This window comes from Paenibacillus sp. FSL H8-0104, from assembly GCF_038050215.1.
GTDB classification, from domain to species: domain Bacteria; phylum Bacillota; class Bacilli; order Paenibacillales; family Paenibacillaceae; genus Paenibacillus; species Paenibacillus amylolyticus.
Window position 1 is genome coordinate 4,459,525 of the sequence record NZ_JBBOTC010000001.1, and the last position, 14,077, is coordinate 4,473,601.

Annotated in this window: 14 protein-coding genes; all 14 read right to left on the reverse strand. The window is 45.8% G+C overall.

The window, feature by feature from the left end; all coding sequences use genetic code 11:
* Window positions 1–414: 414 nt before the first annotated feature.
* The 14 genes from spo0A to amaP all read right to left on the reverse strand — a co-directional run bounded on the left by spo0A (window position 415) and on the right by amaP (window position 13,988).
* Window positions 415–1,224, reverse strand: coding sequence for a sporulation transcription factor Spo0A (spo0A, locus tag NST38_RS19840; RefSeq protein WP_036614349.1), 810 nt, complete (start codon window positions 1,222–1,224; stop codon window positions 415–417).
* 195 nt (window positions 1,225–1,419) lie between these two features.
* Window positions 1,420–2,748, reverse strand: coding sequence for a SpoIVB peptidase (spoIVB, locus tag NST38_RS19845; RefSeq protein ID WP_076251035.1), 1,329 nt, complete (start codon window positions 2,746–2,748; stop codon window positions 1,420–1,422).
* Between the two features lie 120 nt (window positions 2,749–2,868).
* Window positions 2,869–4,587, reverse strand: a complete 1,719-nt coding sequence (recN, locus tag NST38_RS19850) for a DNA repair protein RecN (protein ID WP_076251032.1) — start codon at window positions 4,585–4,587, stop codon at window positions 2,869–2,871.
* Window positions 4,588–4,867: 280 nt separating this feature from the next.
* Window positions 4,868–5,317: a transcriptional regulator AhrC/ArgR gene (gene ahrC / locus NST38_RS19855; RefSeq protein WP_076251030.1), complete on the reverse strand. Its 450-nt coding sequence runs from the start codon at window positions 5,315–5,317 to the stop codon at window positions 4,868–4,870.
* A gap of 84 nt (window positions 5,318–5,401) precedes the next feature.
* Complete coding sequence (locus tag NST38_RS19860) at window positions 5,402–5,887, reverse strand: hypothetical protein (protein WP_036614357.1); 486 nt, start codon at window positions 5,885–5,887, stop codon at window positions 5,402–5,404.
* Window positions 5,888–5,971: 84 nt separating this feature from the next.
* Window positions 5,972–6,817 carry a TlyA family RNA methyltransferase gene (locus NST38_RS19865; protein WP_076251028.1) on the reverse strand — a complete coding sequence of 282 codons (846 nt, stop codon included), beginning with the start codon at window positions 6,815–6,817 and terminating at the stop codon, window positions 5,972–5,974.
* Between the two features lie 22 nt (window positions 6,818–6,839).
* Window positions 6,840–8,747, reverse strand: coding sequence for a 1-deoxy-D-xylulose-5-phosphate synthase (dxs, locus tag NST38_RS19870; protein ID WP_036614362.1), 1,908 nt, complete (start codon window positions 8,745–8,747; stop codon window positions 6,840–6,842).
* Window positions 8,748–9,030: 283 nt separating this feature from the next.
* Window positions 9,031–9,954, reverse strand: coding sequence for a polyprenyl synthetase family protein (locus tag NST38_RS19875; RefSeq protein WP_083669823.1), 924 nt, complete (start codon window positions 9,952–9,954; stop codon window positions 9,031–9,033).
* Entirely contained in the window at window positions 9,929–10,186 is a 258-nt protein-coding gene (xseB, locus tag NST38_RS19880) for an exodeoxyribonuclease VII small subunit (RefSeq protein WP_017687599.1), read from the reverse strand. Before xseB ends, NST38_RS19875 begins: the two co-directional genes overlap by 26 nt.
* Window positions 10,176–11,540 (reverse strand): exodeoxyribonuclease VII large subunit, encoded by a 1,365-nt coding sequence (gene xseA, locus NST38_RS19885; RefSeq protein ID WP_017687598.1) that lies wholly within the window; start codon window positions 11,538–11,540, stop codon window positions 10,176–10,178. Before xseA ends, xseB begins: the two co-directional genes overlap by 11 nt.
* A 10-nt stretch (window positions 11,541–11,550) precedes the next feature.
* A complete protein-coding gene (folD, locus tag NST38_RS19890) occupies window positions 11,551–12,408 on the reverse strand; it encodes a bifunctional methylenetetrahydrofolate dehydrogenase/methenyltetrahydrofolate cyclohydrolase FolD (protein ID WP_341344040.1) in 858 nt (285 codons plus the stop codon).
* A 117-nt stretch (window positions 12,409–12,525) separates the two neighbouring features.
* Complete coding sequence (gene nusB, locus NST38_RS19895; RefSeq protein ID WP_017687596.1) at window positions 12,526–12,978, reverse strand: transcription antitermination factor NusB; 453 nt, start codon at window positions 12,976–12,978, stop codon at window positions 12,526–12,528.
* 222 nt (window positions 12,979–13,200) lie between these two features.
* The gene (locus NST38_RS19900) at window positions 13,201–13,434 is read right to left on the reverse strand and encodes a DUF2273 domain-containing protein (protein WP_017687595.1); all 234 of its coding nucleotides are present in this window, start codon (window positions 13,432–13,434) and stop codon (window positions 13,201–13,203) included.
* Between the two features lie 14 nt (window positions 13,435–13,448).
* A complete protein-coding gene (amaP, locus tag NST38_RS19905; protein ID WP_017687594.1) occupies window positions 13,449–13,988 on the reverse strand; it encodes an alkaline shock response membrane anchor protein AmaP in 540 nt (179 codons plus the stop codon).
* Window positions 13,989–14,077 lie beyond the last annotated feature (89 nt).

Here is a 14,077-nt window from a genome sequence, read left to right on the forward strand (position 1 = left end):
ACTCCTCTGTTCGTAGCATCTTATCCGAACTTTTCAAATATATATGTAGGTCTTTGTCAATGGTCACATCGTACCACTTTCTACTTGAAAAAGCGTTAACTGAAGGTAAAAGTTTATGAAATATTTCCTTTTCTGAATTTTGCTATAGGGAGCTTACTTTAATGCTTGATCTCAAAATTCAGAAGCAATCATGCAACACTAAATCATCATCATGTTCTGTGTTATTTCGTTATGCAAAAATACCGTCCTTTACTGGATATCTTTAATCCAATAAATGACGGTATTCGTTGGCATATATTACAGAAGTTTATCGGCATGAAATGAACGAATTCAGATATAGGCCGCCAAAAACCATTTGGCTAGAATCAAATTTGAATCCAAACTATACTTGCCAGCTCACTACTCCTGACCCTTTCAGCTTACCTTATGCTCAATTCTCAGCTTGTCAGCAACCATCGCGATGAACTCGCTATTTGTTGGTTTCGACTTGCTGATGTTGATTGTATAACCAAACAAGTGGCTGATACTGTCGATGTTACCACGAGTCCATGCCACTTCAATGGCATGACGGATCGCACGTTCGACGCGGGACGGCGTTGTTTTGAATTTTTCGGCAATCGCCGGATACAGTGTTTTGGTGATCGCTCCCAAAATTTCGATATTGTTATACACCATCGTAATCGCTTCGCGCAAATACTGATATCCTTTAATATGCGCAGGAACGCCGATTTCATGTATGATGGACGTAATATTTGCATCCAGATTTTTGTGTTTGCCCATTGGCACAACATTGGATGATTTCATGAACATGGATGATCCGCTGCTTGTGGACATCGCCGTCTGTGTTCCCACCAGTTGACGCACACGATTCGCAAGCACTTCCATGTCAAACGGCTTAAGAATATAATAAGAAGCTCCGAGTTGCACGGCACGCTGTGTGATATTCTCTTGTCCGAATGCCGTAAGCATAATGACTTTAGGCTGTGGAGACAGGTTCAGGTCGCGCAAGCGCTCAAGCACACCCAGTCCGTCCAGGTGAGGCATGATAATATCCAGAATCAATACATCCGGCACATCCCGAGTTTGCTCCAGCAATTGCAGTACTTCTTCTCCATTGTATGCAATACCGGTTACTTCCATATCTTCCTGCTCAGATATATATTCGGCAAGCAAATTCGTAAATTCACGATTATCATCGGCCAGCAATACCTCAATTTTTTGCAAAACGGTATCCTCCTTTAAATTAAACATCGTTTCGTACATTTCCTTACACGTTTAATTTTCGACACAGCCAGTTAAATTCCTCCTGTCGAAAATTATTTTTCTTTATTTTTTTTTCTTGATCCTATATAATAAATAATTTATTTCATTATCCGATATATTATGTTTGCTTTCGACAAAAAAGAACCTCAGGGCTGTTTAGCCAGCCTTGAGGTTATTATCGTCTTCCTTTTTCATCATAACGCCAGCATCTTGTAACATCCATTCAATGAAGCAACCGTAACCCGATTTTGGATCATTCACGAATACATGAGTAACTGCACCGATCAATTTACCATTTTGTACAATGGGGCTGCCACTCATCCCTTGAACGATACCTCCGGTCTTATCCAGCAGTTTCGGGTCCGTAATTCGAAGTACCAGACCTTTTGTTGCTGGTTCAGTTTGATCTGCCACATGAACAATGTCAATGGAGAAGCGTTCAACTTGTTGACCGTCAACCACGGTAAGTATTTCGGCCGGTCCTTCCTTTACTTCATGAGAAAAAGCGACGGGAATACCTTTCGAATACAGACTGTGCTCAGGATTTCCGGACATTTTACCAAAGATACCAAAAGCCGTATTACGTTCAATATTGCCCAAAATTTTGCTTTCCTTGAGGAAATGAGCACGTTTTTCACCCGGATCACCGGTCTCACTTTTAGAAATGGACGTCACATTGGATTGAACGATCTGACCACTACCCACAACAATAGATGTTTGTGTGTTCATATCTGTAATGACATGGCCCAGTGCGCCATATACGCCCTGATCGGGAGCATAGAAGGTAAGTGTGCCAACACCGGCTGCAGAATCACGAATGTACAATCCAAGCCTCCACGCTTGATCCTCGGAGTCATACGCCGGAGTTAATCGTGTCTTCACCGTTTCCTTACCACGTTTTAACACAACATCAATACCTTTTTTACTTTTCCCTGCAAGTTCAACGGCTTCAGAGACACCTGCTACGCCATCCAGACGTTTACCATCCATATGCGTAATCAGATCTCCGAGCTTAATGCCCGCTGTTTCTCCGGGCGATACACGCTCATCCTGACCGGAACGGACCAAATGATGTCCAACCACCAGAATGCCTGCCGATTTAACTTTGACGCCAATCGTTTGACCCCCGGGTACAACACGCAAATCCGGTATCACATTCACATGGACTGTTTTGACCGGAATTTTACCCCACAACTTCAACGTTAATTTGGCATGTCCCGTCTGTTGAGGGTGAAGATGCAAAGGTTGTTGCCTGGTAACATGCATCGCTACCTGATCATCCAAACCAACGATATCAGGACGATCTACAACGGCACTTGAAACAGCAGGTACAGCGAGCCGGACATCCGCTTGCCTGCCAGCAAACACCTGCAATTCATCCGGCAGTGAAGCATAACTTTGCACAGGCTGAATGGCCTGGCTAATCACACAAAGAAAGAAGGCAAATAAAAGACCTAGCAATTTCTTCCTGAGGGGGGAATTCAATGGCTGTCACACTCCCTTTGCTTCTTTCGCTTGACGAAAGGTGGTCGCCAATTGCGTACCTTTAAGATAACCTCGCCCCCAGGCTTTTATTACTGTCAATCATTACGCCAGCCGTCCGTTTCACCCTTTTTTGGCTTCCGCCAAATTCAGCATTTCCTGTGCGTGATGCAGTGTTTTTTCTGTAATTTCCACGCCGCCCAGCATACGTGCCAATTCCTTCACTCTGCCTTCGTCTGACAGCGATTCCACCTGCGTCATTGTCCGTCCATCGTAGACATGTTTCTCAATGAGATACTGATGATCTGCCATACAAGCCACTTGTGGTAAGTGAGTTATTGAGAAAACCTGACAAGTCGAAGACAAACGGAACAATTTTTCCGCAATGGATTGAGCTGCTCTACCGCTAACTCCGGTATCAACTTCATCAAAAATCAACACAGGTATCAGGTCATGTCGCGCAAAGATACTCTTCATCGCCAGCATCATTCTCGACAACTCACCACCTGAAGCAATTTTGCCAAGTGGTCGTAATGGCTCGCCCGGGTTTGGTGAGATTAGGAATTCCGCATTGTCCGCACCATGACGATTCAGACGAATACGACGTCCATTCCATTCAATCCCCTTTGGATCTTCGAAAGGAGTAATTTGAACACGCAGTGTAGTCCGCTCCATTTGCAGATCCTTGAGTTCGCTTTCCACCTGTGCAGCAAGTTCCTCGGCGCATTGTTTGCGAACCTTGCTGAGCTCTTCAGCAGACTCCATCACAAGGTTAAGCATTTTGTCACGTTCAGCTCGCAATTTCTCCAGCCGTTCGTCCTTGTTCTCCAGTTGGTCGGTTTCATGGCTAATCTGATCATAATAACTCAGAATAAGTTCAACACTGTCCCCGTATTTCCGTCTGAGGCCAGAAATCAGATTCAGCCTTTGCTCCACTTCTTCCAGCCTTGCCGGATTAAATTCAATCTTCTCCCGGTAATCCCTTAACTGAAATGTCGCATCTTCCAATTGATAAAATGCAGATTGTAGCTGTTCTACGATTGGTTGCAGTCCTTTGCTATCATATCCAGAAATGTCTTCAATTCTTGAAAGAGCAATGCTCACAGCTTCAAGTCCGCGTTGACCGCTGAGCAGATCATATGCACCAGCAACACTGTCCATCATTTTCTCACTATGGGATAGTTTGACCCGTTCTTCCCCGAGTAATTCATCCTCGCCTTGTGTAAGGCTTGCTGCTGCGATCTCCTCAAGCTGAAAGCGATACATGTCCAAGAGTTGATATGCCCGCTGACTGGACTCCTGAAGGGCACGCAGTTCTTTTTCCGCCGTGATAAACTTGCTGTAGCGCTCCTGGTACTTCGCTTTGATCGGTCCGATGACTTCCGAGCCATAAGTATCGAGAAGCCCCAGATGGCTCTCAGCGCGTAGCAAACTCTGATGTTCATGTTGTCCATGAATATTGATCAGCTTCTCGCCTACTTCCCGTAGCATGGTCAGATTGACCAATTGCCCATTAATGCGGGACGTACTTTTCCCCTGCGTGTTCAGTTCACGTCGAATAACCAGATGCTCTTCAGGCTCACAATGGATACCCAGCTTCTCTAATGTCTGCCATACCGGATGACTCTGCTCCATCTCGAACAAGGCTTCCATCTCTGCCTTATCACAACCGTACCGGATCAAATCAGCTGAACTTCGTCCACCGGCAATTAAGCCAAGTGCATCTATAATAATCGACTTACCTGCACCCGTTTCCCCTGAAAGTACATGGAATCCCGGGTGGAATACAACATCCACTTCTTCCACCACAGCCAGATTACGAATCGATAACGTAACTAACATCTGCAAAAACACCTCCGGATGACTAACTCAGATATTATGTTTTTGAACCATTGATTCAAGAGGTTGTTCAAAAAGTCCGCTTTTGATTACGAAGGATGCCTGGTGGCATCATCAGCATCGAATATGGAATTCAGCCGAAATATAAGTGGGATGCTTACGAAGTATGTTTCCTTCGGAAACATTGCAGTTGCTCACGTAGTTTTCCCTACGCTCCGCTACTCCATTTCTAGCTTCATCCCATCTTCTCGGTACTGAAAACCGATCTTTTTGAACACGCACTTTAAGCAATGTAACCCATGATCCGCTCAATAACGGTCACACTGTTACCTTCAGTCCGGCAGATAATCAGAATGGTGTCATCTCCACAGATCGTGCCCATGACTTCATTCCACTCAATATTATCAAGCAAAGCTGCAATGGAGTTGGCTGTTCCGGGCAAACATTTCATCACAACCAGATTGTTTGCGTGATCAATGTGCAAGAAGTTGTCAACAAGTGCACGCTTCAACTTTTGAATCGGATTATATCGTTGATCTGTTGGTAAAGAGTACTTGTATCTTCCGTCATCCATCGGAATCTTGATTAACAGAAGTTCTTTGATATCCCGGGATACAGTCGCTTGAGTCACCTGAAAACCTGATTTGCGCAGTGCTTCAACCAGATCATCCTGGGTCTCAATTTCATTTTGACTAATGATTTCACGAATCTTGATGTGCCTTTGTCCTTTCATATATGCCTCCAGTTAGATGTATTGCAATAAAGCAGCATTTGTAATTCGCCGCAGACTTTGCCCTGCAATGTTCATTCTTTTATATTAGTCCAGATCATCTCCATCATACACATCTTCCTGATAGTCCATGAGCCTGATTAACTTAATATCGGAATCCTCCACGTCAACATACAGCAATCCTTCACAGCCAGGATATAACAACAAATAATTGAGGAAGCGATCCCTTAGCGCAGGGCCGGTCATATCGATTGGCTGTCTGCGACGAGACGTTTTCACGAGGTATCTGAGATCCTCACGTTCTGCAACATAATCAATGAATAATCTGCTGTAATAAACGGATTCATTGGCCTCAAAAGCCAGAGGGACTTTCATTTTGCCACCGATAACTTCGTAGCCCTGTGCTTCAAGCAAATCCAAGGCCGGGGAATCTTGAATCTTCACGTTCAGTTGCATTCCAGACAAGCTTACCGGCGTCGGTCGGTTCACCCAATTACGCAAGCCAAAGAACAGCCACAAGATCAAACAGACAGCAAGTACACCTATAAAGATTGTGTCATATTGACCATCCATTATCGCTCACCTCGAAGACATATTCGAGGTTCAGTAATGATTTCCCTTTACGTCAATCACCTTTCCAGCGAAAAGAAACCCATCTTATGATGAGTTTCCCGTAAATGTATGAGCTGCTTCCTTTGCAACTTGCTCCGCAAGTGCGTCAAGTGAAGCTGGATCGATCTCTGGTTGTGTTGCCTCTGGTGCTTCCAGACGCCAATGTGCGAGAAATTCTATATTACCTTCTCCACCCGTTATCGGTGAAAAAGTTAAACTCTGCAGATGTAAACCAAGTTGACTGGAAAAATGAAGCATTGTCTGCAATACATCCTTGTGTACCTTCGTATCACGTACTACACCGGACTTGCCTACTTTTTCACGCCCTGCCTCAAATTGAGGTTTAATCAATGCAACGATATCTGCAGGTTGTTTCAAAAGAGCCAGAAGTGGCGGCAATATGATTCGCAGTGAAATGAACGACACATCAATGCTCGCAAAGTTCGGCACGGGTCCCGTCAGATCTTCAGGAGTCACATAGCGGAAATTAGTTCGTTCCATAACGGTAACCCGCTCATCATTACGCAAAGACCAGTCGAGCTGATTATAACCCACATCAATAGCGTAGACGTGAGATGCGCCATGCTGAAGTGCACAGTCCGTAAATCCGCCGGTGGATGAACCAATGTCGAGCATGACAAGTCCGTTCATATCAAGGCCGAAATGACGGATCGCTTTTTCGAGCTTCAATCCGCCTCTACCGACATAGGGATGTACCGAGCCTTTAACTTTCAGCTCGGCTTCCCTTGGAATTTTCATGCCCGCCTTTTCGATCGGCTCATTATTGGCATATACCAGTCCAGCCATGATTGCAGCTTTTGCCTTCTCACGACTTTCATAATAGCCCTGCTCAACCAGCAGAACATCAATTCGTTCTTTCGGGAGTGACATGTCTGTCTCCTATCATGTAAATTTACGAAGGAAAACGTGTTTTGGGTATGCCGTAAGATGATTGAACAGCCATCTTGCGCAGTTCAGCACATACATTTTCAACGGTAAGACCCACTTCCTCACGTTGTTCCTTAATACTGCCATGCTCGATGAAGCGATCCGGAATCCCCATCAATTGTACATGAACATCATGTAGTCCCTGTTCTGCATAAAACTCCAGAACTGCACTACCCATGCTGCCTGCCTGGGATGTTTCTTCAAGTACAATCAATTTGGTGCCTCGAACAGCTAAATCACGCAACATTTGCTCGTCAAGAGGTTTCAGGAAGCGAGCGTTGATTACGCCTGCTGTGATCCCTTCCCGCTTCACCATCTCTGCTGCTTCTTCTGCAAGCTGCACCATCGAACCTGAAGCGATGACAGCATATCCCTCGGATGGACGCAGTTGCTCCCATGATCCGATTGGAATCGGAACAAGTACATCATCCAAAGGTACACCGACCACATTGTTTCGTGGATAACGGTAAGCAATTGGACCTTCATTATAATCAAGCGCCGTTTTCATCATATGACGCAATTCATTTTCGTCTTTTGGCATCATCAGAACGATATTTGGAATATGGCGCATAAATGCCACATCGTATACCCCTTGATGTGTTTCCCCATCCGGACCAACAAACCCGGCACGGTCAATGGCAAACATCACGTTGGCGTTATGACGGCAAATATCATGTACAATCTGATCATAAGCACGTTGCATAAACGTAGAATACACGGCAAAGACCGGCTTCAAACCTTCCATAGCCAGTGCAGCACACATGGTCGCCGCGTGCTGTTCTGCAATACCTACGTCAATCATGCGATCGGGAAATTCCTTACTGAACGGAATAAGACCTGATCCTGTAGGCATTGCTGGCGTTACAGCTACGACCCGCTTATCCTGCTTCGCAAGATCAATTAACGTTTGACCAAACACTTCCGTGTACATCGGTTTTCCGACTGCCTTCAGCACTTGCCCAGATTCAATTTTGTACGGAGAAATCCCGTGCCACTTGTGCGAATCGGCTTCTGCTGGCTGATAACCTTTGCCTTTGGTCGTGAGCACGTGAACGAGCACAGGGCCATCAACGTTATCTGCCTGTTTGAAGGTTTCGATCAATTTGGGAATATCATGCCCATCAATCGGTCCCAAATACGTGAAGCCCAGTTCTTCGAAAAGAACACCTGGTACCATCATATATTTGACACTATCTTTGATCCAGCTTGCCGATTTGGCCAAACGGTCCCCAATAGCAGGAATTTTTTTAAGCATGCCCTCGACATCATCTTTTGCTTTCAGATAATGACGATCCGAACGAATCTTGCTCAAATATTTATGCATGGCCCCAACGTTTGGAGCAATGGACATTTCATTATCATTCAGAATAACCATCAGTTTTCTCTGCTCATGACCGATATGATTGAGGGCTTCAAAAGCCATACCACCTGTAAGCGCTCCATCACCAATCATCGCGATAACTTGGTTGTCTTCACCCTTCAGATCACGTGCAAGGGCCATCCCCATCGCAGCAGACAATGAAGTACTGCTGTGTCCAGCTTCCCATACGTCATGTTCACTTTCGTTGCGTTTGACAAACCCGCACAGACCGTTATGTTGACGCAATGTATCAAAGCGATCCATACGCCCTGTCAGGACTTTATGCACATAAGCCTGATGCCCTACATCAAAAATCATTTTGTCTGCTGGACTGTTGTAGCAGTAATGCAGGGCTACCGTGAGCTCAACCACGCCTAAGTTGGGTGCGAGATGCCCACCTGTAACAGACAGTTTCTCAATCAGAAACTGCCGGATCTCTGCCGACAAAAGGGCAAGATCATCCTGAGACATCGACTTTAGATCACTGGGTTGTTTAATTTGTGGAAGCAGCACGAGAATCTCCCCGCTTTCCTAGATTGTTTAGTTATTGTTGTAAATCGATATATACATTATGAATCAAATGACATTAAATCATTATAACATAAAAGAACAAGAATCATAATTTACTGCACTATACTCCCGATAACGAGCATTCTCGCCAGCAAGTTATTTAAAATTCTTCTCCATATGTATTCGCGCATCCACTCGGGACAGACTTTTTCCATCCACTCGGAAAAAGGACATTACATTCATTACACGGTTATACAGGTTTTGAAACAGACCGCTCCGTCAGAATCTAATGGTCTCGACTCATCAGATAATCTGCAATTTCCAACAATCTGGATGCATCAGGTAACTCGGCTCTTTCAAGTGCGTCTTTTGCAGATTGGGTAAGGGATTTCACTTCATCTACAGAAGCCTCCATGCCAATAAAATAAGGATATGTTACCTTCTGCTGATTCACATCGCTCTGTGTTTTCTTGCCCATCTTCTGCTCGTCACCCGTCAGGTCGAGAATATCATCCTGAATCTGGAACGCCAGCCCCAGATCACGTCCAAACACACGTAAGGCTTCCAATTGTCCTTCCGTTGCTCCACCAATTCGTGCTCCAGCAATGAGTGAGAAAACAATTAGGTCACCTGTTTTGTGCAAATGGATATATTGGAGCTGTGAAAGATCGGTCATGCCTTGCTCGCCTTCCATATCCGCAACTTGGCCGCCGACCATACCTCTTGCTCCAGCAAGTTCGGACATGTCCTCTACGATGGACAGCAACGCATCTGCCGCTACACCGCTACGGCGTCCAGCTTGAACAATGCTATAAAAAGCATGGGTTAACAGCGCATCGCCTGCCAATATGGCTGTTGCCTCACCATATACCTTATGATTCGTTAATTTTCCCCTGCGGTAATCATCATTATCCATAGCAGGCAGGTCGTCGTGGATCAGTGAATACGTATGAACCATCTCCACGGCGCAGGCTACCGGCATTGCAGCTGTACGCTGTGCACCGAAGGCTTCCGCCGCAGCAACGACCAGAAGAGGACGAAGGCGTTTGCCTCCGGCCATGAGTGAGTACTGCATCGCATCCGTCAACGATTGGGGTACATCCCAGTGATCGGGAAGCGTGTGTTTCAACGCTTCTGTCACCGCAGCTGTGACCTCTTCGAGGTACACTTGAAACGAAGGACGATTACTCATGGACTTCACCGCTCTCATCGTCAGCAGTTCCGAAAGGCTTCTTGCGAAGCTCTCCATCTTCTTCTACGATCATCTCGATCTTGCGTTCCACTTGTTCCAGCTTAAGACCGCACAGTTGCGAAAGTTTCATCCCGCGTTGAAACAGATCGATGGCCTGTTCCAACGGAACATCACCATGTTCCAGCTGACCTACGATGTCTTCCAATGCCGCCATTGCCTCTTCAAAATTCAATTCCGGTTCATTCGCCATGGGTATTGTCGTCCTCCTTCATTCCCCAAACCTGACAGTCCAGCTGTCCGTCTGTTAATTTAATCTTAATTGAATCTCCAGGCTGTACATCTTTCGTTGACTTGATCAATCGCTGTTCCTGCTCGTCATAGACAAGACTGTATCCCCGTGACATGACTTTGAGCGGGCTAAGCGCATCCAGATGCCGCACAGATGATTTCCACTGTTGCTGCTTCGATCTGGCTATAGACCTGATCGCAAGTTCCAGTTGTCTGCGTGCTGCCGCATTCTCACGGCGTGCTGCATTGACCTGCTCACGAGGATTGAATCGTTGCAGTGCTGCCCGCAGACGCTCCTGCTTCTCTCCTGTCCATTTCATACGTGTATCCACTGTTCTCAAAAGCCGTTGATGCATCATATCAAGTCGTTCGGTGTGCTGCATCAAGGTACGTCTTGGATGCACCAGCACTGGCGAACGCTGTAATCTTGCGAGCCGTTCACGATTATGTACAGCACGCTGACGCAAGCTATGCTGTAATTGACGCTGACGTTGTCCAATCTGATCAAGCAACTCAGCTCGATTAGGTACAGCTAATTCAGCAGCTGCTGTAGGTGTAGCCGCACGCAAATCGGCTGCAAAATCAGCAATAGTGAAGTCCGTTTCGTGCCCAACCGCAGAAATGACAGGAATATCCGAAGCAACTATTGCTCTTGCCACAATCTCCTCATTAAAGGCCCACAACTCCTCCAGTGAACCGCCTCCACGTCCAACGATAAGTACATCGGCTTCTCCCATCCGGTTCAGGTTGCCAATCGCTTTGACAATGGAAGGTGCTGCACCCTTGCCTTGAACCAGAACAGGATATAAAACAACTTTGGCAGAAGGGTACCTGCGCTGGAGTGTGATCATGATGTCTCGCACCGCCGCTCCCGTCGGTGAAGTTACAACCCCGATGGTCTGTGGATAACGAGGGATCTGTCTTTTTCGAGAAGGTGAAAATAACCCTTCATCCTCAAGCTTTTTCTTCAGCTGTTCGTAAGCCAGATACAGACTTCCAATTCCGTCCGGCTGCATATGGGTAGCATAGAATTGATACTGCCCATCCCGTTCATACACCGAGACATTACCACGGGCAATAACCCTTGCACCCTCCTTCGGTACAAAGGGTAATCGCTGGTTATGGGACGCAAACATAATTGACTTGATCCGGCTGTCCTTGTCCTTCAATGTAAAATACATATGGCCGCTGGAGTGATGTGTGAAATTCGAAATCTCCCCGCGCAGCCAGACGTCCGACAGGACCTGATCCGATTCCAGTTTCATCCGGATGTATCGGTTCAGGTCTTTGATGGAGTAGATCTTTTGATCTGCCACAGACAAAACCCTAGGCCAATCCGTGAGCGCGCTTGGCAGCGATCAATGTATTTTGCATCAGCATTGTGATTGTCATCGGACCAACACCGCCAGGAACGGGTGTAATTGGACCAGAAACTTCTTTCACACTCTCGAAATCAACGTCTCCTGCCAGTTTGCCATTATCCAAACGGTTCATGCCGACATCGATAACAACAGCACCTGGTTTCACAAAATCAGCATCCACAAAATTAGCAAGGCCGATGGCTACAACTAAAATGTCCGCCTGACGTGTAATTTCTTTCATGTTGGCTGTACGGGAATGACACATGGTTACCGTCGCATTCTCACGTTGGAGCAACAGCGATACCGGTTTGCCAACGATGTTGCTTCTTCCGATAACCACTGCATGTTTACCGGACATTTCCAGTCCAGTACGTTTGATCAGTTCAATTACACCCGCTGGGGTACATGGAAGCAGACTATCGTCTCCAATTACGAGATTACCAACATTGACTGGATGGAATCCGTCTACGTCTTTATCCACGGCAATCGCATCAATAACCGCTTTCTCTTCGATGTGTTTAGGTAGTGGAAGTTGAACCAAAATTCCGTTAATGGATTGTTGATTGTTCAGCTTGTCCACCAGCGCAAGCAGATCTTCTTGGGACGTATCTGCATCCAAGCGATGCACTTCGGAGTAGAAACCGAGGTCGTGACATGCTTTTTCTTTATTACGCACATATACTTGGGATGCCGGATCTTCCCCGACGAGCACAACAGCCAGACCAGGTACTACCCCCTGTTCGCTAAGCTGTTTTACTTCTGTTGTCATGCTTGCGCGGATCTCTTGGGATACTTCTTTACCGTTAATAATAGATGCTGTCATTGTACTCTCTCTCCCTTATGTGAATATAAATTTAGAGGTTGTTCAAAAAGCCCGCTTTTGATTACGAAGGATACTGAAAACCGGTCTTTTTGAACACACACTATAATTAATCATAACTTAAGATAATTTTGCTTTAATCGCGTCAACTTCCTGAATCATGCGTCCAAGTACACCATTGACGAACTTGCCAGATTCTTCTGTACCAAAATATTTGGACAGTTCAATCGCTTCATTGACCGATACCTTTGCCGGAATGTCATCACGAAACACCATTTCATACGTTGACAGTCGTAGAATCTGGCGATCTACACGTGATAGACGGCTGATCTGCCAACCTTTCAAATAATCCACAAGCAGCCCGTCAATGGCTTCCTTATTGTTCCAAGCTCCTTGTACGATCTCAGTAACATAAGTACGCATTACATCTGCATCACGGATAACCACTTCGGTTTCATTATCTTCAGCAGCTTCATTGATCAACATGTTCACAGCTTCTGCTGCACCTACCTCATTCATTTCCATCTGATACAGACTTTGTACTGCAATTTCCCTTGCCAAACGTCTTTTCATGTCCTGCCTCCTGCAGCGCTCCGTCTGGAGCGTCATCATGCTTATTTTATAATCCATGCAACCATCTCATCAAATCCTGTATTGGATTGATCGATGACTTCCACGGTATTGTTATTGTTATCCCTTTTCACAAAAAAACCTGCAATACGTATCCTCCAAAAAACGGGCAACCTAAACTACAGCTCTATTTTCGGAAGAAACATATTGCAGGGTTCAGGTAGGTCACTTAAACGGACGCCAGCGATCGCCCAGCCATTGCCCCCACTCCCTCCAGGGAATGGACGAACCCAGCTTCGAATCGCTTCGTCTGCCTAACGTATAACCGATGAACACCAAGAGTGCAAAGAACAACATATCCCAAAAACCGATCCATACATAAAGAAATCCAAAAAAGATGCCGCCGATAATTCCGGTAATTCGGCCTCTGTGACTATCCCAAATCTCTTTCCACAGCATCAGTGAAACTCACCTCATTCCACTCGACTCTTGTAGTTAGGCGACTGGGTTACATTAGCGATATACACCGTGACAAAAGAAACCGGGATGCCCGTAATCTCTTGCACATGATCATGTATCGCCTTTTGCAGATCAGAAGTCAGCGCAGGAATAGGTGTCTCACCATCCACTACTGCACGGATCATAATCTCCAGTCCTGACTCAACCACACGTATGCGTGCCTTGACATCACGTACTCCCCGGAAACGGGAAGTTGCCTTCAAACAGAGATTCTCAATCGTCTCCATCGAAATCTGTACATCACCAAACTCAGTACGTTGATCTACAGACGGCAACGATGCACGCTCACGCCGAACCGAGATGTAGAAAAATCGCAAACTCAGGATAAACAAAATCGCTGCTGCAATAACCGACGCAACAATAACGTTCTGTTCCTGCTGGTAATTCAATTCGTAAGGCAGCACACCGCTAATCAGAAGAATGACGGCTGCCGATATTGCTCCAACGCTTATGCTGTATATAAACAACAGAAGCCGATCCAGTATTTTAGCCACGAACTGCACAGCCTCCCTTGCTCACTAACATGACTTAACCTGTTCACTAGCAAAAAATCAGATCCTCATCTAGCTTTCGCTATAATGAA

Coding starts and splice junctions, on each gene's coding strand:
- folD (WP_341344040.1), bottom strand. CDS start 12,408: ATGACAGCATCTATTATTAACGGTAAAGAAGTATCCCAAGAGATCCGC.
- recN (WP_076251032.1), bottom strand. CDS start 4,587: ATGTTAGTTACGTTATCGATTCGTAATCTGGCTGTGGTGGAAGAAGTG.
- NST38_RS19865 (WP_076251028.1), bottom strand. CDS start 6,817: ATGTCACTCCCGAAAGAACGAATTGATGTTCTGCTGGTTGAGCAGGGC.
- nusB (WP_017687596.1), bottom strand. CDS start 12,978: ATGAAAAGACGTTTGGCAAGGGAAATTGCAGTACAAAGTCTGTATCAG.
- NST38_RS19900 (WP_017687595.1), bottom strand. CDS start 13,434: ATGCTGTGGAAAGAGATTTGGGATAGTCACAGAGGCCGAATTACCGGA.
- ahrC (WP_076251030.1), bottom strand. CDS start 5,317: ATGAAAGGACAAAGGCACATCAAGATTCGTGAAATCATTAGTCAAAAT.
- xseB (WP_017687599.1), bottom strand. CDS start 10,186: ATGGCGAATGAACCGGAATTGAATTTTGAAGAGGCAATGGCGGCATTG.
- NST38_RS19875 (WP_083669823.1), bottom strand. CDS start 9,954: ATGAGAGCGGTGAAGTCCATGAGTAATCGTCCTTCGTTTCAAGTGTAC.
- NST38_RS19860 (WP_036614357.1), bottom strand. CDS start 5,887: ATGGATGGTCAATATGACACAATCTTTATAGGTGTACTTGCTGTCTGT.